The organism is Dickeya aquatica (assembly GCF_900095885.1).
Taxonomy (GTDB): domain Bacteria; phylum Pseudomonadota; class Gammaproteobacteria; order Enterobacterales; family Enterobacteriaceae; genus Dickeya; species Dickeya aquatica.
Genome location: NZ_LT615367.1, coordinates 24,521 through 51,227, shown reverse-complemented (window position 1 = coordinate 51,227; position 26,707 = coordinate 24,521). Strand labels below are relative to the sequence as shown.

General features: G+C 52.4%; 23 protein-coding genes. 12 read left to right on the top strand and 11 right to left on the bottom strand.

Annotated elements, in window-relative coordinates; translation table 11 throughout:
- Positions 1-95: 95 nt before the first annotated feature.
- Complete coding sequence (gene eptB, locus DAQ1742_RS00215) at positions 96-1,763, bottom strand: kdo(2)-lipid A phosphoethanolamine 7''-transferase (RefSeq protein ID WP_035345245.1); 1,668 nt, start codon at positions 1,761-1,763, stop codon at positions 96-98.
- Between the two features lie 291 nt (positions 1,764-2,054).
- Entirely contained in the window at positions 2,055-3,746 is a 1,692-nt protein-coding gene (ligB, locus tag DAQ1742_RS00210) for an NAD-dependent DNA ligase LigB (RefSeq protein ID WP_035346432.1), read from the bottom strand.
- 281 nt (positions 3,747-4,027) lie between these two features.
- Here ligB and gmk point away from each other — a divergent pair, with 281 nt between their 5' ends.
- From gmk to recG, 5 genes are read left to right on the top strand one after another with little or no spacing between them, the layout of a single operon-like run.
- Positions 4,028-4,651 carry a guanylate kinase gene (gene gmk / locus DAQ1742_RS00205; RefSeq protein ID WP_035346434.1) on the top strand — a complete coding sequence of 208 codons (624 nt, stop codon included), beginning with the start codon at positions 4,028-4,030 and terminating at the stop codon, positions 4,649-4,651.
- Positions 4,652-4,705: 54 nt separating this feature from the next.
- Positions 4,706-4,981 carry a DNA-directed RNA polymerase subunit omega gene (rpoZ, locus tag DAQ1742_RS00200; protein ID WP_035345247.1) on the top strand — a complete coding sequence of 92 codons (276 nt, stop codon included), beginning with the start codon at positions 4,706-4,708 and terminating at the stop codon, positions 4,979-4,981.
- Between the two features lie 24 nt (positions 4,982-5,005).
- Positions 5,006-7,108, top strand: a complete 2,103-nt coding sequence (spoT, locus tag DAQ1742_RS00195) for a bifunctional GTP diphosphokinase/guanosine-3',5'-bis pyrophosphate 3'-pyrophosphohydrolase (protein WP_035345250.1) — start codon at positions 5,006-5,008, stop codon at positions 7,106-7,108.
- Between the two features lie 6 nt (positions 7,109-7,114).
- Positions 7,115-7,825 (top strand): tRNA (guanosine(18)-2'-O)-methyltransferase TrmH, encoded by a 711-nt coding sequence (trmH, locus tag DAQ1742_RS00190; protein ID WP_035345253.1) that lies wholly within the window; start codon positions 7,115-7,117, stop codon positions 7,823-7,825.
- Positions 7,825-9,906 carry an ATP-dependent DNA helicase RecG gene (gene recG / locus DAQ1742_RS00185; RefSeq protein ID WP_035345256.1) on the top strand — a complete coding sequence of 694 codons (2,082 nt, stop codon included), beginning with the start codon at positions 7,825-7,827 and terminating at the stop codon, positions 9,904-9,906. Before trmH ends, recG begins: the two co-directional genes overlap by 1 nt.
- Positions 9,907-9,969: 63 nt before the next feature.
- Here recG and DAQ1742_RS00180 read toward each other — a convergent pair whose 3' ends face one another.
- Complete coding sequence (locus DAQ1742_RS00180; RefSeq protein ID WP_035345258.1) at positions 9,970-10,356, bottom strand: hypothetical protein; 387 nt, start codon at positions 10,354-10,356, stop codon at positions 9,970-9,972.
- Between the two features lies 1 nt (position 10,357).
- Entirely contained in the window at positions 10,358-10,552 is a 195-nt protein-coding gene (locus DAQ1742_RS00175; RefSeq protein WP_035345261.1) for a cysteine peptidase family C39 domain-containing protein, read from the bottom strand.
- A gap of 542 nt (positions 10,553-11,094) precedes the next feature.
- Between DAQ1742_RS00175 and DAQ1742_RS00170 the strand changes: the two genes are divergently transcribed.
- Positions 11,095-12,483, top strand: coding sequence for a nucleobase:cation symporter-2 family protein (locus DAQ1742_RS00170; protein WP_035345264.1), 1,389 nt, complete (start codon positions 11,095-11,097; stop codon positions 12,481-12,483).
- A gap of 155 nt (positions 12,484-12,638) precedes the next feature.
- The gene (locus DAQ1742_RS00165) at positions 12,639-14,420 is read left to right on the top strand and encodes an AsmA family protein (protein ID WP_035345267.1); all 1,782 of its coding nucleotides are present in this window, start codon (positions 12,639-12,641) and stop codon (positions 14,418-14,420) included.
- Positions 14,421-14,494: 74 nt separating this feature from the next.
- Here the strand turns inward: DAQ1742_RS00165 and fabY are convergent, their stop codons facing one another.
- The 4 genes from fabY to typA all read right to left on the bottom strand — a co-directional run bounded on the left by fabY (position 14,495) and on the right by typA (position 18,565).
- Positions 14,495-15,436 carry a fatty acid biosynthesis protein FabY gene (fabY, locus tag DAQ1742_RS00160; protein ID WP_051124150.1) on the bottom strand — a complete coding sequence of 314 codons (942 nt, stop codon included), beginning with the start codon at positions 15,434-15,436 and terminating at the stop codon, positions 14,495-14,497.
- A gap of 30 nt (positions 15,437-15,466) precedes the next feature.
- Positions 15,467-15,904: a D-aminoacyl-tRNA deacylase gene (gene dtd, locus DAQ1742_RS00155; protein ID WP_035345270.1), complete on the bottom strand. Its 438-nt coding sequence runs from the start codon at positions 15,902-15,904 to the stop codon at positions 15,467-15,469.
- A gap of 7 nt (positions 15,905-15,911) precedes the next feature.
- The gene (yihX, locus tag DAQ1742_RS00150) at positions 15,912-16,523 is read right to left on the bottom strand and encodes a glucose-1-phosphatase (RefSeq protein WP_035345272.1); all 612 of its coding nucleotides are present in this window, start codon (positions 16,521-16,523) and stop codon (positions 15,912-15,914) included.
- Between the two features lie 218 nt (positions 16,524-16,741).
- Positions 16,742-18,565: a ribosome-dependent GTPase TypA gene (gene typA / locus DAQ1742_RS00145; protein WP_035345275.1), complete on the bottom strand. Its 1,824-nt coding sequence runs from the start codon at positions 18,563-18,565 to the stop codon at positions 16,742-16,744.
- A 376-nt stretch (positions 18,566-18,941) separates the two neighbouring features.
- Between typA and glnA the strand changes: the two genes are divergently transcribed.
- The 4 genes from glnA (at position 18,942) to DAQ1742_RS00125 (ending at position 23,313) form a co-directional block, all read left to right on the top strand.
- On the top strand, positions 18,942-20,351 hold the full coding sequence (gene glnA, locus DAQ1742_RS00140) for a glutamate--ammonia ligase (RefSeq protein ID WP_035345278.1): 1,410 nt from the start codon (positions 18,942-18,944) through the stop codon (positions 20,349-20,351).
- Positions 20,352-20,575: 224 nt separating this feature from the next.
- A complete protein-coding gene (glnL, locus tag DAQ1742_RS00135) occupies positions 20,576-21,625 on the top strand; it encodes a nitrogen regulation protein NR(II) (RefSeq protein ID WP_035345280.1) in 1,050 nt (349 codons plus the stop codon).
- A gap of 8 nt (positions 21,626-21,633) precedes the next feature.
- Positions 21,634-23,046, top strand: coding sequence for a nitrogen regulation protein NR(I) (glnG, locus tag DAQ1742_RS00130; protein ID WP_035345283.1), 1,413 nt, complete (start codon positions 21,634-21,636; stop codon positions 23,044-23,046).
- Between the two features lie 144 nt (positions 23,047-23,190).
- Entirely contained in the window at positions 23,191-23,313 is a 123-nt protein-coding gene (locus DAQ1742_RS00125) for a YshB family small membrane protein (protein WP_145916220.1), read from the top strand.
- Between the two features lie 100 nt (positions 23,314-23,413).
- Here DAQ1742_RS00125 and hemN read toward each other — a convergent pair whose 3' ends face one another.
- Both hemN and yihI read right to left on the bottom strand, forming a co-directional pair.
- Positions 23,414-24,787, bottom strand: a complete 1,374-nt coding sequence (hemN, locus tag DAQ1742_RS00120) for an oxygen-independent coproporphyrinogen III oxidase (RefSeq protein WP_035345286.1) — start codon at positions 24,785-24,787, stop codon at positions 23,414-23,416.
- Between the two features lie 181 nt (positions 24,788-24,968).
- Positions 24,969-25,508, bottom strand: coding sequence for a Der GTPase-activating protein YihI (yihI, locus tag DAQ1742_RS00115; RefSeq protein ID WP_035345288.1), 540 nt, complete (start codon positions 25,506-25,508; stop codon positions 24,969-24,971).
- A gap of 222 nt (positions 25,509-25,730) precedes the next feature.
- Between yihI and yihA the strand changes: the two genes are divergently transcribed.
- Positions 25,731-26,378, top strand: coding sequence for a ribosome biogenesis GTP-binding protein YihA/YsxC (gene yihA, locus DAQ1742_RS00110; RefSeq protein WP_145916221.1), 648 nt, complete (start codon positions 25,731-25,733; stop codon positions 26,376-26,378).
- A 156-nt stretch (positions 26,379-26,534) separates the two neighbouring features.
- On the opposite strand, the gene DAQ1742_RS20930 is transcribed toward yihA, so the two are convergent.
- On the bottom strand, positions 26,535-26,582 hold the full coding sequence (locus DAQ1742_RS20930) for a spot 42 RNA, inhibition of DNA synthesis (protein WP_071892919.1): 48 nt from the start codon (positions 26,580-26,582) through the stop codon (positions 26,535-26,537).
- Between the last annotated feature and the right edge of the window lie 125 nt (positions 26,583-26,707).

Genomic DNA, 26,707 nt, shown 5'->3' with positions numbered 1-26,707 from the left:
TTTTTCATCAAAGCCAACAGGTTGGCGACAAAGTATGCTCTTGTCGCATTACGTGCCGGGATTGCGACTTTTAGCAGCACGTTCAGCGTACCGGCTTAGCCACACCAGTTATTGTTCGCCTGAATCCCCCCGTCGGGTGAGGTATAACCGAGGCAACCGAGCATAGAATCAAAAATCTCTTCATGTCTTAGTACCTTACCCTGTTTTTGCTGAACGCGAAGACGGTCAAATGCCTGCTGATAATGCGGTTGAGACAATAATGCAGGCGAAGCCCATAGCATTATCGGCGAACGGAATTGCTCTGGCGGGGCCACTTGCCGTGGCGTTCCATGCAAATGGTAGTTTTCATCGATAGATTCACCGTGATCGGAGGCATATACCAGCAGAGCCTTTTTATTGCGTAACTGATCAATCACCCGTTTGATAAACGCATCGGTATACAACACGCTGTTATCGAAAGCGTTAATCAACTGCTCACGGCTGCAAGTGGCATCAATGCCCATACATTCCGGCTGGAAACGCGCATAAGCACGCGGATAACGCATAGAGTAAAGGTAGTGTGAGCCCTTGGTATGAAGCACCACCAGATGCTTACCTTTAGGGTAACGGGCCAGTGAGCGGGATAACTCATCCACCAGCAACATGTCATCAACCGCTTTACCTTCGTTACGTTTTTCAGAGGCAATCATTTCACGAAACGCGTAACTGTCGGCACGGATATTGTTATAAAACCACACCTCGCTTTGCATCGCGAACAGCTCTGAACTGAACCCCAACGATTGCATTACCGCAAAAATATTACGCTCGCGCAGCGTACGCTGCGGATTGTCTGCTGCCCCGCCTTCACGCACAAACATGCAGCGCATCGACAACTTGGTCGAGGTATCACAAGAACGGCCGCGAAACGCCAGCAAGTCAGGCTCCTGTGCCAGCAATGGCGTAGTCTCGCGCGGATATCCCAGCAGCCCAAGATGATCCCAGCGGGTGGTTTCACCAATAATAAACACCACATAGGTTTCATCTATCCCAGCAGGTGGCTGATAAGTAAACGTTTTACCCGGATCAAACAGCTCGCCATCATCCTGGCTTTCGTCATAACGGGCATAGGCAAACAGCCCAAGGGCTGACAGCCAGTTGGCAGGCAGATAGGAGTGCGCCACCACGCCGCCATAACTGGGTAAATCCTGATTGGCAGATTTCTCCGCCGAACTGTTCATTCGGTCAAGATAACGCAGCGGCAACCACACCATTATCGCCACCACCAGTAACCCAAACAGGGCAGACCAACGTTTACCAGGCGTACACAACTGCTTAATCAGCGTCTGTTCGAGGGAGGGTTTCCAGATAAGATACAACGCGGGAAGGGTCAGCCCCACCAGCCAAATCACAAAATCCCCCCCCACCACTTCTTTAGATAAATCAATATCCGTTGTCATGACCGCAGCAATAATGCCATAACCGATCACCACATTAAAAAATGTCATGTAATAACTGGCAGCGACCGAAATCACTAACAGTAATGATGCGGTAATACGAAAAAAACGGCGACCGCCCAGCGATAGCACCCGCATTAAAAAGAACACAAACAAAACACAGGCGGTTAATTCCACCAAAATAGGAACATGACTGGCAAACCGGTCATTGCTAAAAAAAGGAAAAGCATCTTCACGCCGATAAAAAACCGACACATTCAGGAAAAAGCCAATATAAATTGCCAGCAGCCAGGATAAGCCGGACTGCGACAACGCCAGGAGGGATTTCATGCCAGACCGTGCTCCAGAGGTGAAAGAGAGATTCAGTAAACAGACCAGGAGCCAACCGGAAAGTTCAGCCACCGCTGATTGCGTGAAAAACAGCAGGCCGCCAGATAAACAGCCGTTGAAATAACTTTACATAAATAATTAACGACTATTTATACATTCGCCAATACCGGGCTATTACCTGAATATCCGTTTCCCTTTAAATATGGATGACTTTCTCACACTATTTTTACCGTTAAAAAGGGGGACTTGCCGAACAGATATTTATACCGAATACCTGTTTTTACAGGCCCGTTATTTTGACAATGACATGACAATACCTTGTGCATCCAGCCACTTTAGCTGGCTGACTAATTCAGGGTGATGCAGAAAATCCCATATCCGCTGTGCCCGGCGAGCACCAATAGCCGAAAACTGCTGCCATTCCACTACGGTTCGCTGATGTAATTGTTCTAATGACTCCGCATTCAATGCCGGCAACGCACCGCGCGGCAGCGGTATCCCCAGAGCCAATAACCAGAGATTGAGCGGCTGACGCCGTGCCTGCTGTAATCGATGATAAAGGGCTCGCGACTGCGTTTCGCTCAACTCTCCGGCCAGAGCCAACTGTGATGCACTCATTGCCAGCCACGACACCATATCCGGCAGCGCACCATTACGTATCAGGCGTCGCCATGTCCCTTCACTGACACCTGCCAGCGCCAGCCCGTTACGCCCGCTCATCCACACCAGACGAGCAAGAAATTGCCCCTGACAGACCGGACTCCAGCGAAAACAGCTGAGTACATCAAAAGGCTCGGGCTCGGTTACCGCAGGGACTTCGCGTACCGCACTGCGCCACACCACGCTATCCAGCCGCGGTACCCCTTGCCCCGCCAGACTGATACTCACCTGATCCCCCGGCAGCACATCCCACTGACGCCAGCGGCGTAAAGAACCAACGTTAACCCGGCTAACCCGTTTGTCATCAAGCACTATCGGCTGCACCTGCAACACTACGGCCACTCTGCCGGTACGCCCCACGGCTTTATCAACGGCAACGACTTCTGTTACCTGACTGACTAACGGGTACTTCCAGGCTATCGCCCAGTGTGCCGGAACATCGCGCCAGAATCGCCCCGCAGGCTCCTGAGCCTGCCGTAATACCACGCCATCGGTCACAAACGGCAATGGCGACTGATACCAGTGCTCCCGCCAGCGCTGAACCTCAGCCAATAATGTTACCGGATGGGTATAATCTGCCGTCAGACCGAACCCCATGTCACGCAACCGCGCCAGCCGCTGCGCCATCTCCGGTGGGCCATCAGGCCATTCCCAGATAAACACACCAAGATGAGGCAACAGTGGCGAAGGGCGAGTACGCCGCATTTCGCCCGCCACACGAGCACGCGCATTAATGCCACCCATCTGCTGCTGACGATGCCCTTCAACAGGTAAGAAAAGCTCCCCTTGCAGCACAAGGCTCACCGGTACACCAGAAAGACGCGACGGTACACTGCGTATCTGCCGGACTTTATCCGTCCAGTCTTCACCGCTCCGCCCATCGCCACGGCTTATCGCACGAATCAGGTGGCCATTTTCATAGACCAGGGTGACAGCAACGCCATCTATTTTCGGTTGCACCCAAATGTCACGATGCGCGGCAAACCACTGCGCCAGTTCACGCGGTTGCGAGCGTTTTTTCAGCCCGGTGTGTGCAACCGGGTGGCGCAGTTGCCCCCCTGAAGGCAGCGCAACGGCAAAATGGGTTGGGTCAGAGGAAAAGCAAGCCTGCCAGCCTGAAAGCCTCTGGCGCAACTGGTCATAAACCTGGTCATCAACCAGGCTTTTCCCTCGCTCATAGTATGCCTTATCCCATTCAACCAGTTGCTCACCCAGCCGCGTCATCTCCTGTTCGGCACGCCAGGGCGACCATGCCGGGCAGGATGCCGTAGCCATACCGCACATCCCCACCATGATAAAAATCAGTATCCATTGATATCTCATCGCATCTCCTCCGTGAAACACGGTGGAGTAAAACGCAGGAAACAGCTGAAAACGAGCACTTACACCACAAATTGCGTAACGGGCCGCAGAAAAAAAACGCACTTGCGTTACATACAAAGATAACCGGAAGGGCATCAGCATAATGGCCAATGTCTGCATGACATCTTCCTGCAATCAGCGCAGGCTATTGAACGCGACTGACAAGGAAACGGCGTGTATAATGCAGAAAAATGCGCGACTGGCTGCGCTTCTTCTTATTTCTCTACCAGACAGAATCCACTATGGCCCAAGGCACGTTGTATATTGTTTCCGCCCCAAGCGGAGCGGGAAAATCCAGCCTGATTCAGGCGTTGCTGAAAACACAGCCGTTATATGACACACAGGTGTCTGTTTCGCACACCACCCGTGCCGTGCGGCCTGGCGAAGTCCATGGTGAGCACTATTTTTTCGTGTCTGTTGATGAGTTTAAACGCATGATCGCCGAAGAGGATTTTCTGGAGTATGCTGAAGTTTTCGGCAACTACTACGGAACATCCCGCGCCGCCATTGAGCAGGTGCTGGCGACCGGTGTTGATGTTTTTCTGGATATCGACTGGCAAGGCGCTCGGCAGATTCGCGAGCGGATGCCGCAAGCCCGCAGCATATTTATTCTGCCGCCATCACAAGATGAGCTGGAGCGCCGTTTGCGTGGCCGAGGTCAGGACAGCGAAGAGGTTATCGCCCGTCGGATGAAACAAGCGGTGGCGGAAATGAGTCACTACGCCGAATACGATTACCTGATCGTCAATGACGATTTCGATCTGGCATTGCTGGATCTGAAAACCATTATTCGGGCCGAACGGCTGCGCCTGACGCGCCAGAAAGTTCGGCATGACGCTTTAATCACCAAACTATTGGCAGACTGACGGCAGTTTCAGTATGATGCCCAGTCATTTTATTTCCCCACTGGAGTACACACTATGGCACGCGTAACTGTTCAGGACGCTGTAGAAAAAATTGGTAATCGCTTTGACCTGGTGCTGGTCGCAGCCCGTCGCGCCCGTCAGATCCAGGTGGGTGGCAAAGATCCGCTGGTTCCAGAAGAAAACGACAAATATACCGTTATCGCGCTGCGTGAAATTGAAGAAGGTCTTATCAATAACCAGATTCTGGACACCCGCGAACGTCAGGAACAGCAGGAGCAGGAAGCAGCAGAGATTCAGGCTGTAACCGCTATTGCTGAAGGTCGTCGTTAATTCGCATTTGCTCACGAGTCGCCCTTGTATCTGTTTGAAAGCCTCGATCTGCTGATTCAGCGTTATCTGCCACAAGATCAGATAAAACGTCTCAAGCAGGCTTATCTTGTCGCGCGTGATGCTCACGAGGGGCAGACTCGCTCCAGCGGTGAGCCTTACATCACCCATCCTGTTGCGGTGGCTTGTATTCTGGCGGAAATGCGCCTTGATTACGAAACGCTAATGGCTGCGCTATTGCACGACGTCATCGAGGATACGCCCGCCACCTATCAGGACATGGAACAGCTATTCGGTAAAAGCGTCGCCGAACTGGTGGAGGGGGTTTCCAAGCTGGATAAGCTGAAATTCCGCGACAAGAAAGAGGCGCAGGCAGAAAACTTCCGCAAAATGATCATGGCGATGGTGCAGGATATTCGCGTCATCCTGATAAAACTGGCCGACCGCACCCACAACATGCGCACGCTGGGCTCACTGCGGCCAGATAAACGCCGCCGTATCGCCCGCGAAACCCTGGAAATCTACAGCCCGCTCGCGCACCGCCTCGGTATTCACCATCTGAAAACCGAACTGGAAGAGCTTGGGTTCGAAGCACTCTATCCCAACCGTTATCGCGTTATCAAAGAAGTGGTCAAAGCCGCGCGCGGTAATCGCAAAGAGATGATTCAGAAGATCCTCTCTGAAATTGAAGGGCGCTTGAAAGAGGCGGGTATCAGTTGTCGCGTCAGCGGCAGAGAAAAACACCTCTACTCGATTTACTGCAAGATGCACCTCAAAGAGCAGCGTTTTCACTCGATTATGGATATTTATGCCTTCCGGGTGATCGTCAAAGAGGTGGATACCTGTTATCGCGTTCTGGGCCAGGCACACAGCCTGTACAAACCACGCCCAGGCCGGGTAAAAGACTACATCGCCATTCCCAAAGCCAACGGCTATCAGTCACTGCATACCTCACTGATTGGCCCGCACGGTGTTCCGGTTGAAGTACAAATTCGTACCGAAGATATGGACCAAATGGCGGAAATGGGGGTTGCAGCGCACTGGGCCTACAAAGAGGGCGAGAGCAGTAGCACGACCGCTCAGGTGCGGGCACAACGCTGGATGCAAAGCCTGCTGGAACTGCAACAAAGCGCAGGCAGCTCGTTTGAATTTATTGAAAGCGTAAAATCGGATCTCTTCCCCGATGAGATTTACGTCTTCACCCCCGAAGGGCGTATCGTTCAGTTACCTGCGGGTTCCACCCCGGTCGATTTTGCCTACGCGGTACATACCGACATCGGTCATGCCTGCGTTGGTGCACGCGTCGATCGTCAGCCTTATCCGCTGTCGCAGGCGCTTTCCAGCGGGCAAACGGTGGAAATCATCACCGCGCCGGGCGCTCGCCCAAATGCCGCCTGGCTTAATTTTGTCGTCAGTTCGAAAGCGCGGGCCAAAATCCGCCAGATGTTGAAAAACCTCAAGCGTGATGATTCTGTCAGCCTGGGCCGTCGCCTGCTCAACCATGCTTTGGGTAATGGACGCAAGCTGTCTGATATTTCTGAGTACAATATCCAGCGCGAGCTGGAGCGCATGAAACTGGCCTCACTGGACGATTTGCTGGCAGAAGTCGGATTGGGCAACGCCATGAGCGTGGTCGTGGCGAATAATTTGCTGGAAGAGCAAACGGAAACCGGCACGACCGGTATTCGCAAGCTGCCTATCAAAGGCGCAGACGGCGTACTGATTACCTTCGCCAAGTGCTGCCGCCCGATCCCAGGCGACCCGATTATCGCCCATGTCAGCCCCGGTAAAGGGTTGGTGATTCATCACGAATCCTGCCGCAATATCCGAGGCTACCAGAAAGAGCCGGAAAAATTCATGGCGGTCGAGTGGGATAAGGTGACTGAGCAGGAATTTATGACTGAAATCAAGGTCGATATGTTCAACCATCAGGGTGCGCTGGCGAACCTGACGGCAGCCATCAGTGCGTCTAACTCCAATATTCAGAGTATTAACACCGAAGAGCGTGATGGCAGGGTATACAGCGCCTTCATCCGCCTGACTGCGCGCGATCGCATTCATCTGGCGAATATTATGCGCAAAATCCGAGTCATGCCGGACGTAATAAAAGTTAACCGTAACCGAAATTAGCCTGTTATGAGCCCAGAACGTTATGCACGCATCCGTGAGATGCTCAATAACCGCCAGCCTGATCTGACGGTGTGTATGGAACAGGTGCACAAACCACACAATATTTCCGCCGTGATCCGCACGGCGGATGCAGTGGGAGTGCATCAGGTGCATGCCGTCTGGCCGACTCACCGCATGAGAACGCTGGTATCGACAGCAGCAGGCAGTAATAGCTGGGTGCAGGTAAAAACCCATCGCACCATTCAGGAAGCCGTGACCCACCTGAAAACCGAGGGAATGCAAATTCTCGCCACGAACCTCTCGGCCAGTGCAGTAGACTTCCGTGACATCGATTACACCCGCCCCACCTGCATTTTGCTCGGTCAGGAAAAAACCGGGATCTCCGACGATGCACTGGCGTTAGCCGATCAAGACATCATTATTCCGATGACCGGTATGGTGCAATCGCTCAACGTGTCGGTTGCCTCCGCGCTGATTTTGTACGAAGCACAACGCCAGCGCCAAATTGCCGGAATGTATCAACGCAATAACAGCCCACTGGACGAGGAAGAACAGCAACGCCTGTTATTCGAAGGCGGTTATCCGGTACTGGCGCGTGTCGCCAAACGCAAAGGCTTGCCTCGCCCGTTGATTGACACCACCGGCCAGGTCATTGCCGAAGCCCAATGGTGGGCTACGATGCAGGCCGCTGAACCGCAGCCCGCTACGGAACAATAATGAACAGCCGCCTGCTGCACACCCAGCCGTTAAGTACGCTTGCCGGTGTTGGGGCCAGTCAGGCGGAAAAGCTGGCCCGGCTTGGGCTGGAAACCGTGCAAGACCTGCTGCTGCACTTACCGTTGCGTTATGAAGACCGCACTCATCTCTACCCAATAAATAATCTGCTGCCGGGCATGTACGCCACGGTGGAAGGCGACGTATTACGCAGTGACATCACGTTTGGCCGCAAACGCATGCTGACATGCCAGATTAGCGATGGCAGCGGCGTACTGACGCTGCGCTTTTTCAATTTTAATGCCGCCATGAAAAACAGCCTTTCACCAGGTAAGCGAGTGCTCGCTTATGGTGAAGTGCGCCGGGGAAAGCTCGGTGGAGAAATTATCCACCCCGAGTACCGGGTGCAGGGCGAGAGCGCGGTCGTTGAACTACAGGAAACGCTCACACCAGTTTACCCCACAACCGAGGGGATTCGGCAGGCGACGCTGCGCAAACTGACCGATCAGGCGCTCGCCTGCCTGGATAGCAACCCGATGGCTGAACTGCTGCCGCCCGAGATGTGCCATGGGCTTATCAGCTTACCTGACGCACTGCGCACCCTGCATCGCCCACCACCCGATGTCAAACTCAGCGAACTTGAGCAAGGCCAACATCCGGCACAACAACGGTTGGTGATGGAAGAACTACTGGCCCATCAGCTCAGTATGCTGGCCGTCAGAGCCGGGGCGAAGCGCCACCGCGCACAACCGCTACCGCCAGAGCAACGCCTGACATCACAACTGCTGGCAGCCTTACCGTTTAGCCCGACAGCCGCACAGCAGCGGGTCGTGGCAGAAATCGGGCAGGATATGAACCAGCCATTCCCGATGATGCGTTTGGTGCAAGGGGATGTAGGTTCAGGCAAAACACTGGTGGCCGCACTGGCGGCACTGCGTGCTATTGCACACGGCAGACAGGTCGCTTTGATGGCACCGACCGAGTTGCTGGCCGAGCAACATGCCGCCAACTTCCGTCGCTGGTTTGAGCCACTGGGCATCGAAGTCGGCTGGCTGGCGGGTAAACAAAAAGGCAAGGCGCGTCAGTCCCAACAAGACGCGATTGCCAGCGGTCAGGTGGCGATGGTGGTCGGCACCCATGCCATTTTCCAGCAACAGGTGCAATTTCATGGGCTGGCGCTGGTCATTATTGATGAACAGCACCGGTTTGGCGTGCATCAGCGGCTGGCCTTGTGGGAAAAGGGCGAAGAGCAGGGCTTTCACCCGCACCAACTGATTATGACGGCCACGCCAATCCCACGCACACTGGCGATGACGGCCTATGCCGATCTGGATACCTCTGTCATTGATGAGTTACCACCGGGGCGCACCCCTGTTACCACCGTCGCCATAGCCGATACCCGACGTGATGAGATTATCCAGCGTGTGCACCATGCCTGTCTTGAGGAAGGCAGGCAGGCATATTGGGTGTGCACGCTGATTGACGAGTCTGACCTGCTGGAGGCACAGGCCGCGCAGGCAACCTGTCAGGAGTTACAGTTAGCCTTACCCGATCTCGCTATTGGGCTGGTGCATGGCCGCATGAAACCGAAGGAAAAACAGGCGGTCATGGAGGCCTTCAAGGCCAACCAATTGCAATTGCTGGTAGCAACAACGGTGATAGAGGTCGGCGTTGATGTGCCAAATGCCAGTTTGATGATAATCGAAAACCCGGAACGACTGGGGCTGGCGCAATTACATCAGTTGCGTGGCCGCGTCGGGCGAGGGGCGGTGGCCTCACATTGCGTACTGTTATATAAATCACCGCTGAGTAAAACCGCGCAACAGCGTTTACAGGTACTGCGCGACAGCCATGACGGCTTTGTGATTGCCCAGCGCGACCTGGAAATTCGCGGCCCCGGTGAACTGCTTGGCACCCGACAGACCGGTAACGCCGCCTTTAAAGTCGCCGATTTATTGCGCGATCAGGCACTTATCCCTCAGGTGCAACGCGTTGCCCGCCATCTCCATACCCATTACCCGGAACACGCCAACGCCCTGATAGCACGCTGGCTTCCTGAACGTACCCGCTATACCAACGCTTGATGCACCACGTTAGGATCCATTTTATGGTTAATATCATTATTACATATAACTGAAAAATATATATTATATTTTAACAAAAATCACTGAACCGGTATTGGTTTCAGAGTTTTGCAACTGTGATATATATTTATTGAAGATAATCCTATTTCTTAACAAAGAATTAGCTTCATTTAAAATAAACTTCTCCTCTTTAGATAAGTTATCCGATACATCTTTTCCTGATGGAGTATCAGGATTACTTTCCAAGAAATTACTGACAAAACTATTAAAAACATTATTCCCTGTTTTTGCATTCACGAGTGAAACAGGTGACATCGTGTTTTTTTGCTGTTCATTAGCTACTATACTTAGGATCTCATTAAATTCTTCATTTCTTTTATTAACCTGAATTTTCCATGCCCCATCAACTGCTGCATCACCCTTATTCAACCCATTTATATTATTCGTCACCTCAGCCTCCGATTAATAATTCATATCCGTTCCATCGATGTTTTAACTCATAAATCGGCATATTCACTTTCCCAATTTCAGGATCATAAACTATTGCACTTTCTTTATTCATTCTATCAAGTACAACAAAATGTATGTATTCAGCACCTTCAATAGGAATAATGATTGGTTCAGACACAATCAATTCATCATTCACATCAAATTTAACCCCTTTGGCAGCGTGTCATAAACAGTGCCAAAAACACAAAAACCTTTTAATTTGGTGACAGTTGCTTGAGCCGTTATAGAAAAAATAGCACCATCAAGACTATTTTTAATTTCATATTACCATCCTTGAATATTTAAAATGAAAATATTTTTATTTATATAGTGCAGAAAGGAGAAAGTCGCTTCCTGCAACCTTGCCATATTATAATGATCGTATAAAAATTTAGACCATTATATATCATGCGAAATATTTTAATCTAGCTGAAAATAATATTTATAATAGAGATTAATAAATTACAAATAATTAGCAAGATAATAAAATTACATGCGATAGATTAATGTTCATATCTAGATGAAATTGTAGCAATTCAGATGGTTTATTAATGTATCCCTTATTCTACGAATAAAAATCATCTTTGGCTTTATTCCATGACCCAAAAATCATTCGCCCGAACATTAGCAAACGTTTGCTTTCAGCAAAGAGATCATTAAAATGCGCTCTTTGTCGTTTCAGGAACGCCAACTTACATCATGACTACCACCACGGAAACGTCCCAAACAGAAGCCGCTGCTGCACCTCAGCGCAGTGAACTCATCTATCGCCTTGAAGACAGACCGCCGCTGCCGCAAACCCTGTTTGCCGCCTGTCAGCACCTGTTGGCGATGTTTGTCGCGGTGATTACCCCGGCACTATTGATTTGTCAGGCATTGGGCCTGCCCGCTCAGGACACTCAGCACATTATTAGCATGTCGCTGTTCGCCTCCGGCCTGGCATCAATTTTACAAATTAAAACCTGGGGGCCGGTCGGCTCTGGCCTGCTGTCGATTCAGGGTACCAGCTTTAACTTTGTGACTCCGCTGATTATGGGCGGCATGGCGCTAAAAAACGGCGGGGCAGATGTGCCAACCATGATGGCCGCATTGTTTGGCACCCTGATGGTGGCGTCTTGCACAGAAATGCTGCTCTCGCGCGTATTACATCTGGCGCGTCGCATCATTACCCCGCTGGTTTCCGGGATTGTGGTGATGATAATCGGCTTATCACTGATTCAGGTTGGCCTGACCTCGATTGGCGGTGGCTTTGCCGCCATGAGCAACCATACCTTTGGCGCACCCCAGAATTTACTGCTGGCCGCAGTGGTATTGGCCGTGATTATTCTGCTGAACCGCCAGCGCAATCCTTATCTGCGCGTCGCATCACTGGTGATAGCCATGGCAGTAGGCTACCTGGCCGCCTGGCTGATGGGCATGTTGCCAGAGCATACCGCCGCCAGCGCCTCATCGCTTATCATGGTACCAACCCCGATGTACTACGGTCTGGGCTTTGACTGGAGTTTGCTGGTTCCATTAATGCTGGTGTTTATGGTGACCTCGCTGGAAACCATTGGTGACATCACCGCAACCTCCGATGTCTCAGAGCAGCCGGTTAGCGGGCCGCTGTATATGAAACGCCTGAAAGGCGGTGTGCTGGCCAACGGCCTTAACTCCTGCCTGTCTGCGGTGTTTAACACTTTCCCTAACTCCTGCTTTGGCCAGAACAACGGCGTAATCCAGTTGACTGGCGTCGCCAGCCGTTATGTCGGTTTTGTTGTCGCGCTGATGCTTATCGTGCTTGGTTTGTTCCCGGCAGTCAGCGGCTTTGTCCAGCATATTCCCGAGCCGGTGTTGGGTGGTGCGACCATCGTCATGTTCGGCACCATTGCCGCCTCTGGCGTGCGTATCGTTTCCCGTGAGCCACTCAACCGCCGGGCTATCATGATCATTGCGCTGTCGCTGGCCGTCGGGCTGGGCGTTTCTCAGCAGCCGCTGATTCTGCAATTTGCGCCAGACTGGCTGAAAACCCTGCTGTCGTCCGGTATCGCTGCGGGCGGCATCACAGCAATTGTGTTGAATCTGGTCTTTCCTCACGAAAAAGAGTAAACCACGCTTCCAGAAATTTTTAATCTGACGTGATAATAAGGGCCGATGGTGTAACATCGGCCCTTATTTATTTGCTGTAATAAGTTACTTGTTGAGACGGCTGAGTAATTACGGCATAACACCATAATCTCTTGTGACAGGCACGGACTTAAGCAATGAAACTTATCGGGAAACTTATTCTCACACTGCTGCTACTGGTATTACTGGTAGTGATCGTGCTGTATGTCTTGGCCCAGACGCAATGGGGCGCAAAGCAGATTACCCAGTGGGTTAATCAACGTGCCGAATACCAGGTGTCATTTAAAAAAATGGTGCATGACTGGTCTTCCCCTGGGCAAATCACGCTTCAGGACATCAGTTTCAGCCACAAAAATCAGCCTGTTACGCTGGTTGCTAAAAATATTGTGGTAGGGTTCAGTGTGCGCCAGATAACCGACCCTCGCCATTTTTCCAGCCTGATACTGGAAGGCGGCACACTTAATCTGGCGCAAACCGGTTTCACCCTGCCCATTGAAGCTGACCGGCTCCAGCTAAAAAATATGGCACTACAGGGCCAGGATGGCGACTGGCGTTTGCAGGGTGAACAGGTAACCGGCGGTATTACGCCCTGGCAACCCGAGCAAGGGGCGCTGTTAGGTAAAAAAGCCGCTTTTCAGTTAAGCGCACAATCGTTAACGCTCAATGATTTACCTGCCAGCAAAGTGCTGGTACAGGGCCAATTTAATGGGCAACAACTCATGCTGGAGAATTTCGGTGCAGATGTCGCGCGTGGCGAGCTCACCGGTAATGCCTCCCGGGCCGCAGACGGCAGTTGGCTGGTCAATACGTTGCGTTTGAGTAACGTTCGACTGCAAACACAGCAATCTATCACGGACTTCTGGCAACCCGTCACTCACCTGCCAGCGGTGACGATTAACCGTTTTGACCTGATTGATGCACGTATCGAAGGGCTAAACTGGGCATTGACCGATTTAGATGTCACGCTGCAAAACGTCACGTTTCGGCAAAATGACTGGCAAAGCGATGACGGCTCCTTATCGTTTAATGCAACCGACATCGTGAACGGTAACATGCATTTTGTTGACCCCATAGTCAGTCTGGATTTGTCAAAACAAGGCGTTAACGTCAAGCAGTTTTCAACCCGCTGGGAGGGGGGACTGCTGCGTACGTCAGGTAACTGGTTACGCAGCAACCACCGCCTGACGCTCGATGAACTGGTCGTCGCCGGGATGGAATACACCCTACCGGGAGACTGGCGACAGCGCTGGATGCAAACGCTGCCTGACTGGCTGACAGAGGTGGAAATCAAAAAATTCAGTGCCAACCACAACCTGTTGATCGATATCACGCCCGAGTTTCCCTTTCAGCTCACGGCACTGGATGGGTCAGGCAATAACCTGTTGCTGGCACGTAATCATCAATGGGGCATCTGGCAAGGGTCACTCACGTTGAATGCCAGCGACGCGACCTTTAACAAAGTGGATGTACGCCGGCCTTCCGTAGCATTAAGTGCCAATGACAACCAGATTACGTTGACCGATCTCAGTGCCTTTACGAAAAGCGGTCTGCTGGAAGCCAAAGCCGTTATCAGCCAGCAACCCTCTCGCCTGTTCACACTGGATTTAAACGGCAAGGCGGTCGCGTTTGATGTGTTAACCCGCTGGGGATGGCCGCAGCCCGCCACTGCGCCGGCTGGCAACACAAACCTGCAACTGCATTTAAATGGCCGACTGGACGCGACCAGCCCGCTCAAGCCAACGCTTGGAGGAACGCTTCAGGGAATTGACAGCAACGGGCGAACATTCAACCAAAATATGCATCAGGGCAGTGTAAATGACACCGCGCCAACAGCCGTCACTCCCACGGCGGCTCCCGAAGCGGCATCACCTGTACCACTCCCTGAACCTGCGGCTGCCACACTGCCCTCAACGCTCTAAACAAAAGAGGAAACCACCGCTGCCTTATCGCAGCGGTGGATAGCGATGTGTGGTTTTAAAGAAAATAGAGAGTGTTAATGTATTACCGCATCCTGTGGCTCGCCTGACGTATGGGTGTCAGGTGGCTGCACGATATACACCCCTTCGAAGACAGCTCCTTTCTTATCGTTGCCAAACAGCTCGACCTGTAACTGAACCCGGGCTTTTCGCCCACGGGCCAACCGGTCCAAATCACCACTCATGGAGCCAAGATCGGCAACCGCGCTCGGGCGGCCCGCTACCGGCGAGCTGTAACGGATGTGCGCATCTGCCAGAATAATCGTGCCGCCGAGCTGACGCTCGCGTAACAATAACCAGATAAGCCCCCAGCCAGTCAACGTGGCCAGCGAGAATAAACTGCCAGCAAACAGCGTATGATGCGGATTCTGATTACCCGCTTCCGGCATGGTGGTCATAAATTTCTGCCCGGTGTACTGACTGATGCGTACCCCCATCTTTTCACTAAGCGGAATGTGGTTGTACCAGGCTTGCTGTAACTGACCACACCAATCCGGGCGATGAAGAATGTCATCAAGCGTAGCGACGGGTTTTATCATCAAAAAATGACGTATCGGTGTACTCAGCGGCGTGGTGATTTCCCCCTGGTTGGCAAACCCGAGGCGCGAAAAGAAGGCGACAGCATCTTCACGCGCGCTGCACACCACACGTTTTACACCCTCCTGGCGCGCTACCGACTCCAGCGCCATCGCCATCAGGGTGCCCAGTCCTTTACGCTGAACATCCGGGTGAACCGCCAGAAAACGTATCGACGCTTCATTGTCAGCATTGATTGAGAGCCGGCCGACGGCTACCAAATGACCTTGCCCATCGACAATAGTTTGATGGTGAGCCAGCGCGTCATAGGCATCCCGCTCAGAACCGAGCGGCTGATGTAATGGCTTACGCAACATCTCCCAGCGAAACTGGTAATAGGCATCCAGTTCTTCGGCTGTTTCCGGCACTCTCAGGTAATACATAGACCTTCTCAACCCCTGTTTATTTAGGCCCTACACCTGCAACCAGAAGGTGACAGGCCCATCATTCACCAAAGAGACTTTCATATCCGCGGCAAACCGCCCCGTCTGCGTTACCAGCCCGCGCTCACGGCACTGACCGACAAAATATTGATACAGACTATCGGCTTGCACCGGAGCGGCACCACGAGAAAAACTGGGGCGCATGCCTTTTTGCGTATCCGCCGCCAGCGTGAATTGTGATACCACCAGTAAGCTGCCACCGGCTTGTTGAACATTGAGATTCATCTTGCCGTTGTCATCGCTAAAAATCCGATACCCGATCACTTTTTCACATAATCGGGTCGCCTTTTGTTCATCGTCTCCCTGCTCTACGCCGAGTAAGACGAGCAGCCCATGCGCAATTTCCCCTATCGTATCGCCATCAACGACAACACTGGCAGCCGACACCCGCTGAATTAATGCAATCATAACGGCTTTACGCCTCCTGGCTAAAAACCTGGCTGGCAAAAAAATCAGGCACCACCTGCCGATCGCTGACCAAAATTGCCCGAATCCCCAAAGATTGAGCAGCGTCGATATTGGCAGGATTATCGTCAAAAAAGCAGGCATCAGCGGCACTTACACCTTCTTCTCGCAACACTTGCTGGTAAATCGCCGCTTCCGGTTTGCGATAACCCATCTCCTGCGATAAATAGAGTTTATCGGCAGCGGGTATCACATCCGGGTAAAGTGCTGGCCAGCACTGGCAATGAAGCCGATTGGTATTCGAGAGTATGACGACACGGTGTCCTTCCTGCCGTAAGCGGTACATGATGTCGATCACATCTTTGCGAATACCGTGGAAAATAGCCTGCCAGCCAGCCGAAAATTGTTCAAAACTAAGCGAAATCCCCATTTCATGGCACAGCCGTGACGCAAACTCTTCATCGCTAATTTCACCGCGCTCATGCTGTTCAAAGGTATGCCCCATGGTAAAACGCTCACGCAGTGTCGCCAGTGGCGCACCACTCAGGCTGCTCCACACACCCAGCACCCGGTTAAAATCGACATCAATGACGACATTCCCCAAATCAAAGATATACAGCATGCATCCTCCAGATTCATCAGTAGGATTTTCACTGTAGCGAGAAATAGCGGTGCTGAACAGGGAGACCAGGCAGGATCATTATGTGGCCCCAAATAGTACCGGAAAGCACGGCAGGCCAGCGCCGAAGTGGGCAAAAAACAAAGGCCCCGTAGCGGGGCCTTATCGCCGGATGGTGCAATCAGTAACGGCACTCAACCAGTACGTCATCCAACAGCGAATTACTCGTCTTTAGCGGAGCGATTCGCGCGGCGACGGTCGTTTTCTGTCAGGTGGCGTTTACGCAGACGAATCGAGTTCGGCGTCACTTCAACCAGTTCATCGTCATCGATGAACTCCAGCGCCTGTTCCAGTGACATTTTCACTGGCGGCACCAGAACGGTTGCTTCATCCGTACCAGATGCACGCATGTTGGTCAGCTTCTTACCGGTCAGGCAGTTCACCGTCAGGTCGTTGGAGCGGGTGTGAATACCGATAACCTGGCCTTCGTACACTTCCGCGCCGTGGCCCAGGAACAGCTTGCCACGCTCTTGCAGGCTAAACAGCGCATAAGCAACCGCTTTACCCTGACCGTTGGAGATCAGCACGCCGTTCTGGCGCTGGCCGATTTCACCCGGACGGATGTCGTCGTAGTGGCTGAAGGTGGAGTACAGCAGACCAGTACCAGAGGTCATGGTCATGAACTCGGTACGGAAACCGATGAGACCACGGCTTGGAATGACGTAATCCAGACGCACGCGACCTTTACCATCAGGGATCATGTCACGCATTTCGCCTTTACGCAGACCCAGCGCTTCCATCACCGAACCCTGATGCTGCTCTTCAATATCTACAGTCACCTGCTCGAACGGCTCCTGACGGCGGCCATCGATGGTACGGAAGATAACTTTCGGGCGAGATACCGCCAGTTCGAAACCTTCACGACGCATGTTTTCGATCAACACGGACAGGTGCAGCTCACCACGACCAGATACGCGGAACGCGTCCGGATCTTCGGTTTCTTCCACACGCAGTGCGACGTTATGTACCAGTTCTTTACGCAGGCGATCCAGAATCTGGCGAGACGTCACGAACTTGCCTTCTTTACCGCAGAACGGTGAGGTGTTCACGCAGAAATACATGGTGACGGTCGGCTCATCAACCGACAGCGCTGGCAGCGCTTCCACACAGGAGGTGTCGCAAATGGTGTCGGAAATATTCAGCTCACCCAGCCCGGTAATCGCAACGATGTCACCAGCCTCAGCCAATGAACTTTCAATACGTTGCAGGCCCAGATGACCCAGTACCTGGCCCACTTTACCGTTACGTACCTTACCTTCGCTGTCGATAATGCTGACCTGCTGGTTCGGTTTCACCACGCCACGTGTGATGCGACCAATGCCGATAACACCAACATAGTTGTTGTAATCAAGCTGGGAGATTTGCATCTGGAGCGTGCCGTTAACGTCAACGTTCGGTGCTTCAACATGTTTCACAATCGCTTCGAACAGTGGCGTCATGTCTTCCGCCATTTCGTTATGATCCAGACCGGCAATGCCGTTCAGTGCGGATGCATAAACAATCGGGAAATCTAACTGCTCGTCAGTCGCGCCCAGGTTCACAAACAGATCGAAAACCTGATCGACAACCCAGTCAGGGCGAGCGCCCGGACGGTCTACTTTGTTAATGACAACAATCGGCTTCAGGCCATGGGCAAAAGCTTTTTGGGTCACGAAACGCGTTTGCGGCATCGGGCCGTCCATCGCGTCTACCAGCAGCAATACCGAATCCACCATGGACATCACGCGCTCTACCTCGCCGCCGAAGTCGGCGTGTCCCGGGGTATCTACGATGTTGATACGGTAGTCATTCCAGTTGATGGCGGTGTTTTTGGCGAGGATGGTAATTCCACGCTCTTTTTCCAAATCATTGGAGTCCATAACACGTTCAGTGGCGTCATTACGCTCACCCAACGTACCGGACTGTTGCAGCAACTTATCAACCAGGGTAGTTTTTCCATGGTCAACGTGCGCAATAATAGCGATGTTACGCAAATTTTCGATCACAGCTTTGCCTCAGGCATTTTAGAAATAGCGCGCTATTGTACACGTATTAATCGAGCGACTAAACAAGATCACAATCATCTTCCACAAACAACCTGGACATCACGGGTCTGTGATCCCTTTCACGGTGCAATAAAGCAGCAACCCTGCACAACAAAGCACCAATTAAGTGCAACCTCACCAACATGGTGCACACGTTTGGTGCAGTTAACTATCTTGGTGCAGCATGAGAGTACGTGGAAAACCAGCAGGAATGCCTGTTTGCACTATTCGAATAAAGTTGGCACAGTTTTAGCTATAACTTATGTACGGTAACAACATCATTTCCACAACGATATTCGTTCCACGACGATAAATGACACAATCGGGAGAACCAAGTATGTCAGTAGAACACGTTTTGACGATGCTGAATGAACACGAGGTGAAGTTTGTTGACCTCCGCTTCACGGATACCAAAGGTAAAGAACAGCACGTCACCATTCCGGCCCACCAGGTCAATGCTGATTTCTTTGAAGACGGCAAAATGTTTGACGGCTCTTCAATTGGCGGCTGGAAAGGCATCAACGAATCCGACATGGTGTTAATGCCGGATGCAACTACTGCGGTTCTGGATCCGTTCTTTGAAGAATCGACCCTGATCATCCGTTGTGACATTCTGGAACCGGGCACCATGCAGGGCTATGACCGTGACCCGCGTTCCATCGCCAAACGCGCTGAGGATTTCCTGCGCTCTTCTGGCATCGCGGATACCGTACTGTTCGGGCCAGAGCCGGAATTCTTCCTGTTTGATGACATCCGTTTTGGCAGCAGCATCTCTGGTTCTCACGTTGCCATCGATGACATCGAAGGAGCCTGGAACTCCAGCACCAAATACGAAGGCGGCAACAAAGGCCACCGTCCGGCAGTGAAAGGGGGTTACTTCCCGGTTCCGCCAGTAGATTCCGCACAGGATCTGCGTTCTGCCATGTGTTTGACCATGGAGCAGATGGGCCTGGTGGTTGAAGCTCACCACCACGAAGTCGCAACCGCTGGTCAGAACGAAGTGGCTACCCGCTTCAACACCATGACCAAAAAAGCTGACGAAATTCAGATCTACAAATACGTTGTACACAACGTCGCTCACGCTTTCGGCAAAACTGCGACTTTCATGCCGAAACCGATGTTCGGTGATAACGGTTCCGGTATGCACTGCCACATGTCTCTGGCCAAAGATGGTGCCAACCTGTTCTCCGGTGACAAATACGGCGGCCTGTCTGAAACTGCGCTGTACTACATCGGCGGTGTTATCAAACACGCGAAAGCCATCAACGCCCTGTCTAACCCGACCACCAACTCTTACAAACGTCTGGTTCCGGGTTACGAAGCACCGGTTATGCTGGCTTACTCTGCCCGTAACCGTTCTGCGTCTATCCGTATTCCGGTGGTATCAAGCCCGAAAGCACGTCGTATCGAAGTACGTTTCCCGGACCCGGCTGCTAACCCGTACCTGTGCTTCGCTGCACTGCTGATGGCTGGCCTGGACGGTATCATCAACAAGATCCACCCTGGCGATGCCATGGACAAGAACCTGTACGATCTGCCGCCGGAAGAAGCGAAAGAGATCCCAACCGTAGCAGGCTCGCTGGAAGAAGCGCTGAACGCGCTGAACGCAGACCGCGAGTTCCTGACCCGTGGCGGCGTGTTCACTGACGATGCTATCGATGCTTACATCGAACTGCGTCGTGCTGAGAACGACCGCGTTCGTATGACGCCGCATCCGGTTGAGTTCGAACTGTACTACAGCGTGTAATTGTACTACGAGCGTGTAATTCCCGCTTACAGACGGCAGGGACGAAGAAAATGATGTTCGCTCTGCCGCCTGATGACTGTTTTTTATTTATGTTTATTTTTGTTGCCGTGGAAACTTTTCAGCCCATCTTCGGATGGGCTTTTTTCTCCACCGAACATTTTATCGTTGCGACTTAACCTACAATTCAGAATAGTGTGCACTCAAATAGTGCGGGAGTCTGCGTTATGGCAACAGGCACGCTGCCCGATGCTGGGCAGATCCTAAATTCTTTAATAAACAGCATATTATTGCTGGATAAAGATCTGGCTATTCACTACTCCAACCCGGCTGCGCAACAGCTTTTAGCGCAAAGCTCGCGCAAACTCTCAGGAACACCGCTGCCGGAGCTGCTCGGGTACTTTTCACTGAATATTGATTTGATGCGCGAAAGCCTCGATTCCGGGCAAGGTTTTACTGACAACGAAGTTACGCTTGTCGTGGATGGCCGCGCGCACATTATGTCGCTGACCGCACAGCGTATTCAGCATGATTTTATCCTGCTGGAAATGGCCCCGATGGATAATCAGCGCCGTCTCAGCCAGGAACAGCTACAGCATGCTCAACAGCAGGCCGCTCGTGATTTGGTTCGCGGTCTGGCGCATGAAATAAAAAATCCGCTCGGCGGGTTGCGGGGTGCCGCGCAGTTGCTTTCTAAAGCACTGCCAGATCCTTCATTGATGGAATACACCAAAGTGATTATCGAGCAGGCTGACCGCCTGCGTAATTTGGTGGATCGCCTGCTTGGCCCGCAACAACCGGGCTTACATGTCACACAAAGTATTCATCAGGTAGCTGAGCGGGTGTTTCAGTTGGTGTCGATGGAAAAGGCAGAGAATGTCACGCTGGTGCGCGACTACGACCCCAGCCTGCCTGAGCTCACTCACGACCCGGATCAAATCGAGCAAGTGTTGCTCAATATTACCCGTAATGCCATGCAGGCGCTGGGAGCAGAAGGCGGTACTATCACCATTCGAACCCGTACCGCATTTCAGCTTACCCTGCACGGCACGCGTTACCGGCTGGTTGCCCGTATTGACATCGAAGATGATGGCCCCGGTGTACCGGCTCATTTACAGGACACCCTGTTCTACCCGATGGTAAGTGGCCGCGAAGGTGGCACCGGGCTGGGCTTATCGATTGCCCGCAACCTTATCGACCAGCATTCGGGGAAAATCGAATTTAACAGTTGGCCAGGTCATACCGAATTTTCGGTTTATCTGCCCATTCGCCAGTGAGGTTCACGATGCAACGAGGGATAGTCTGGATTGTCGATGACGATAGCTCCATCCGTTGGGTGCTGGAACGTGCGCTTACCGGCGCGGGTTTAACCTGCGCGACCTTTGATAACGGTACGCAGGCGCTCAATGCGCTGACGACACAAACGCCTGACGTGCTGTTGTCCGACATCCGTATGCCCGGTATGGACGGGCTGGCGCTGCTGCAACAAATCAAGCAACGCCACCCGATGCTGCCGGTTATTATCATGACCGCACATTCCGATTTGGATGCCGCGGTCAGCGCCTATCAGCAAGGGGCATTTGATTACCTGCCCAAACCGTTTGATATTGACGAAGCGGTGGCGCTGGTTGAGCGGGCTATCAGTCATTATCTCGAACAACAGCAACCGGTACGCAACCAGCCGATTAGCGGGCCAACCACCGATATTATTGGCGAAGCCCCTGCCATGCAGGATGTGTTCCGTATTATCGGTCGGCTTTCCCGCTCCTCTATCAGCGTGCTGATAAACGGTGAGTCCGGTACGGGCAAAGAGCTGGTCGCCCATGCCTTGCATCGCCACAGTCCGCGAGCCAAAGCACCGTTCATCGCACTCAATATGGCCGCCATCCCCAAAGATTTGATTGAATCTGAATTGTTTGGCCATGAAAAAGGCGCGTTTACCGGCGCGAATCAAATTCGTCAGGGGCGCTTTGAACAAGCGGATGGCGGCACGTTATTTCTCGATGAAATCGGTGATATGCCGTTAGATGTGCAAACCCGCCTGTTGCGCGTACTGGCTGACGGTCAGTTTTACCGGGTTGGCGGCTATGCTGCGGTTAAAGTCGATGTGCGTATTATCGCCGCCACGCATCAGAATCTGGAATTGCGGGTACAGGAAGGCAAATTCCGTGAAGACCTGTTCCACCGTCTCAACGTGATTCGTGTCCATCTGCCGCCGCTACGCGAACGCCGCGAAGATATTCCGCGCCTGGCGCGTTACTTCTTGCAAGCAACCGCGAAAGAACTGGGAGTCGAGCCCAAAAATCTGCACCCGGAAACCGAAGCGGCACTCACTCGCCTCCCCTGGCCGGGTAATGTGCGCCAACTGGAGAACACCTGCCGCTGGTTAACCGTGATGGCGGCCGGGCAAGAAGTGTTGATTCAGGATCTGCCGCCGGAGTTGTTTGAAACCACCGCGCCAGATGCCACCGTGCATGTGATGCCAGACAGTTGGGCGACGCTGCTGGCGCAATGGGCAGATCGCGCACTGCGCTCCGGTCATCAGAATTTGCTGGCAGAAGCCCAGCCCGAAATGGAGCGCACACTGCTGACAACAGCACTGCGCCACACGCAAGGACATAAACAAGAGGCGGCTCGTTTGCTGGGATGGGGCCGAAATACCCTGACGCGCAAACTGAAAGAGCTGGGCATGGAATAACGCGCGTGCCGTGTTATGCCTCTGCCAATACGCTGGGATAGCGGTGATAAAAAGTACGATGTAACGTACAAATTTTCCGCTATTTTACGCTTTACTTGCACAGCGCCAGCAGTATGATCGTGCCGCTGACTGGAGAGGGGAACCATGCTGGAATCACTTTTTTCTGCCGTAACGCACGGCGCTGAAATCAGCAGTGCGGTGGGTCACTCATCGCAAACTGCTATTGCAGCCGTGCTCTGTGCAGTATTAATCAATTTCTTCAGCTAATTCAATTCATAGCTGATACACCAGAAAATTGCTTACATAAAACGCAAACAGCCCGCTATCTCGCGGGCTGTTTTTTTATCATCCTACGTCATGCAACACGTCAGATAACGCGAGAAAACTGGCGCTCACGCATTTTACTGCGCAAATAGACATCAAAGCACATACAGATATTGCGAATCAATAAACGGCCTTTGGCCGTCACCTGAATCCCCTCAGGCTGAATCTCGACCAGGCCATCTTGCGCCATCGGCTCCAGCAACGCCAAATCTTCACGGAAATATTCACGCAATAACACGCCATACACCCGCTCAATAGCCGCGAACTCCAGCCGGAAATGGCAAATCAACGCTTTAATCACATCACGACGCAGGCAATCGTCTTGTGTGAGCGTGACACCACGCCACAGTGCATGGCCGTGCTGTTCAACCGATGCCGCATACCGCTTCAGTTCCTTCTGATTCTGGGCATAGCTGTCGCCAATCATACTGATGGCGGACACACCTAACCCCAACAGGTCAGTATCACCCTGGGTAGTATAGCCCTGGAAATTGCGGTGTAATTTTCCTTCGCGCTGTGCCACCGCCAGCTCATCATCCGGCCGGGCGAAATGATCCATGCCGATAAACTGATAGCCAGATGCCGTCAGGCTTTCGATGGTGTGCTGTAAAATCGCCAGTTTCTGCTCCGCATTCGGTAAGTCCGCCTCTTTTATCTTGCGCTGGGCGGCAAACAGAGTCGGTAAATGCGCGTAGTTAAAGACACTGAGCCGGTCTGGACGCAGCTCCGCCACCCGCTGCAAGGTGAACGCAAAGCTCTCTGGCGTCTGCCGGGGCAAGCCATAAATCAAATCAATATTGGTGGAGGCAAACCCCAGCGCTCTGGCTCGCTCAATCAGGGCAAAAATAAAGGCTTCGTCCTGCTCGCGGTTAACCAGCCGCTGTACCTCTTTATTGAAATCCTGCACCCCCATGCTAAGGCGGTTAAACCCTTCAGCACGCAGGTGGTCAAGCATGTCGAGCTCTATTTCCCGCGGGTCAACTTCCAGTGACATTTCTGCCTGGGCGGAAATGTGAAAATGCTGGCGCAATAGCGCCATCAGCCGGCTGACCTGCGTCTTATTCAGGAACGTGGGCGTCCCTCCGCCCCAGTGCATCTGGGTGACGGTACGATGGGCAAACAGTGGCGCACGCTGGCCAATTTCCAGCGCCAGTCGTTCAAGGTAGTCATCCGCCTTGTGCTGCTGGCGCGTCACCAGTTTGTTGCAGCCGCAGAAGTAACACAGCTTATGACAGAACGGGATGTGCAGATATAACGAGAGCGGTCGTTCAGGGTAACGCGCCACGGCGTCGGCAAAAGCGGCAGAATCGTAATGTTCACTGAACTCCAGCGCCGTCGGGTAAGAGGTATAGCGCGGCCCCGAATAGTTATACTTCTGAATCAGAGCCAAATCCCAGTCTATTGTCTGCCCGGACATGCCTATCACTCCCTACGATAACCCTTTCCTGGTGCCTGACGTCGAGGCAATCGGTGTTGCCCGCCCAGAACCGACCGCTGTAGCCTGCCTTTACGCTTCGACAGGCACCACAGTTTAACCAACAGCCCGGATAAAAAACATAAAAGCACTAAGGCTATTAGCACAAATAGCGCTTTTAGCATTAATAGCCGTCTTTCGGGTTATTACGACGCAGCAGTTGCAACATATCCTCTTGCTGCTCGTCTTCTTCTTCATCATCATCACCCAGATCGATCCCTAACTGTTCCATCAGGATATCAATCCGATCCAGTGTTTCATCAACCCATGATTGCTCTTTGGCTGACAGAGTTTCCCCTTTCTCCAGTCTGTCTAGCAACGCATCAAGCTGCGGATCATTTTCCAGCTTCTCGAGTTCTTCTTGTGGCGACAGGCGAACAGCCTCTTCCCCGGCAGCCACCACAGGCCGCGACACGGGTAATGCTGCGCCGTTAGCCAATAAAGGGATCGGTTTCTTACTGCCGATACGCGGGTCAGCAGCCTGGCCTGAAGCCGAATTCTGTTTTTGGCCACCGGAGGCCTGAGTACGGCTTCCTGCTGCATGACCACGACGTTTTTTCTGACGTTTACGCGCACGCGCTTCCTGGTCTAACTCTTCGCGGCTTTTTCTTTTCGTTTTTGGCGCGGAAACTTTACGTCCCGTGCCTTTGAATGGCTGTTTCATAGCGTCAATCTCGGGTTCGGATGGGCGGATAAAAAGGAGAGTTGCGGCGGAATCTAGCAGAAAGCATACCAATAAAAAAGTGATCCTCGTCTTCAGGCCGGGTTTTATTTTTTTCAGTCTGTTAAGTCGCTAACACCCGGCAGGAGACAGATAAACACCGCCTTTATCATCCGTTACAGGTATAATCAGCCACATAAACCGAGAATCCAGACAGAGACAACGATTGTGACCCAACAATACAACTACCATGTGACCCATTTTGTCACCAGCGCGCCGGACATTCGTCACCTTCCTGCCGATAGCGGTATTGAGGTCGCCTTTGCCGGACGCTCCAATGCTGGAAAATCCAGTGCGCTGAATACGTTAACCAATCAAAAAAGCCTGGCCAGAACCAGTAAAACGCCCGGCCGAACCCAGCTTATCAACCTGTTTGAAGTGACACAGGGCGTGCGTCTGGTGGATTTACCCGGCTATGGTTATGCCGAAGTGCCAGAAGAAATGAAGCGCAAATGGCAACGCGCACTGGGTGAATATCTGCAAAAGCGCCAATGCCTCAAGGGGCTGGTGGTGCTGATGGATATTCGTCATCCGTTAAAAGATCTCGACCAGCAAATGCTGGAATGGGCCGCAGAGGCTCAGTTGCCGGTGCTGGTTCTGCTAACCAAAGCTGACAAACTGGCGCAGGGTGCGCGTAAATCGCAGCTAACCCTGGTGCGGGAAGCGGTGTTACCACTAATGGGGGACATTCAGGTTGAGACATTCTCATCGCTGAAAAAAACCGGTGTAGATAAATTACGCCAGAAATTAGATAACTGGTTTAGCACATTACCGCCGCAAGATGAGCAACATGCCGCTGATGCCGCTCAGTAACTGAGCGCAGCTAAACTCCGACACCCTCGCTGCAACAGCCCGGCATGCTACCGATGCGTATCAATATCGGTAGCATAACGTTTCGTTATAGATGAAGTTTACCGGTCAGACAATAAAAAACGCCCCGGTCAGAAACCTGACCGGGGCGGCTAACATTCAGCCAAATCCGATTACGTGAAGTAAAAGGTCTGAAAGATAGAACATCTTACCTCTGTACCCTACGCGTTTAACTCTACCCCATTTCTTTTCTGGAAAAAAGGATTTTTTGTTGTTTAATTTCACAAAAATCGGTGATGAATTAAACAAAGCCAAACTGAGTCACACAATCC

What these genes read in the sequence shown, in the direction of transcription:
- eptB (WP_035345245.1), bottom strand. Translation starts at nt 1,763, where the DNA reads ATGAAATCCCTCCTGGCGTTGTCGCAGTCCGGCTTATCCTGGCTGCTG.
- ligB (WP_035346432.1), bottom strand. Translation starts at nt 3,746, where the DNA reads ATGAGATATCAATGGATACTGATTTTTATCATGGTGGGGATGTGCGGT.
- gmk (WP_035346434.1), top strand. Translation starts at nt 4,028, where the DNA reads ATGGCCCAAGGCACGTTGTATATTGTTTCCGCCCCAAGCGGAGCGGGA.
- rpoZ (WP_035345247.1), top strand. Translation starts at nt 4,706, where the DNA reads ATGGCACGCGTAACTGTTCAGGACGCTGTAGAAAAAATTGGTAATCGC.
- trmH (WP_035345253.1), top strand. Translation starts at nt 7,115, where the DNA reads ATGAGCCCAGAACGTTATGCACGCATCCGTGAGATGCTCAATAACCGC.
- recG (WP_035345256.1), top strand. Translation starts at nt 7,825, where the DNA reads ATGAACAGCCGCCTGCTGCACACCCAGCCGTTAAGTACGCTTGCCGGT.
- DAQ1742_RS00170 (WP_035345264.1), top strand. Translation starts at nt 11,095, where the DNA reads ATGACTACCACCACGGAAACGTCCCAAACAGAAGCCGCTGCTGCACCT.
- DAQ1742_RS00165 (WP_035345267.1), top strand. Translation starts at nt 12,639, where the DNA reads ATGAAACTTATCGGGAAACTTATTCTCACACTGCTGCTACTGGTATTA.
- fabY (WP_051124150.1), bottom strand. Translation starts at nt 15,436, where the DNA reads ATGTATTACCTGAGAGTGCCGGAAACAGCCGAAGAACTGGATGCCTAT.
- dtd (WP_035345270.1), bottom strand. Translation starts at nt 15,904, where the DNA reads ATGATTGCATTAATTCAGCGGGTGTCGGCTGCCAGTGTTGTCGTTGAT.
- yihX (WP_035345272.1), bottom strand. Translation starts at nt 16,523, where the DNA reads ATGCTGTATATCTTTGATTTGGGGAATGTCGTCATTGATGTCGATTTT.
- glnA (WP_035345278.1), top strand. Translation starts at nt 18,942, where the DNA reads ATGTCAGTAGAACACGTTTTGACGATGCTGAATGAACACGAGGTGAAG.
- glnL (WP_035345280.1), top strand. Translation starts at nt 20,576, where the DNA reads ATGGCAACAGGCACGCTGCCCGATGCTGGGCAGATCCTAAATTCTTTA.
- glnG (WP_035345283.1), top strand. Translation starts at nt 21,634, where the DNA reads ATGCAACGAGGGATAGTCTGGATTGTCGATGACGATAGCTCCATCCGT.
- DAQ1742_RS00125 (WP_145916220.1), top strand. Translation starts at nt 23,191, where the DNA reads ATGCTGGAATCACTTTTTTCTGCCGTAACGCACGGCGCTGAAATCAGC.
- hemN (WP_035345286.1), bottom strand. Translation starts at nt 24,787, where the DNA reads ATGTCCGGGCAGACAATAGACTGGGATTTGGCTCTGATTCAGAAGTAT.
- yihI (WP_035345288.1), bottom strand. Translation starts at nt 25,508, where the DNA reads ATGAAACAGCCATTCAAAGGCACGGGACGTAAAGTTTCCGCGCCAAAA.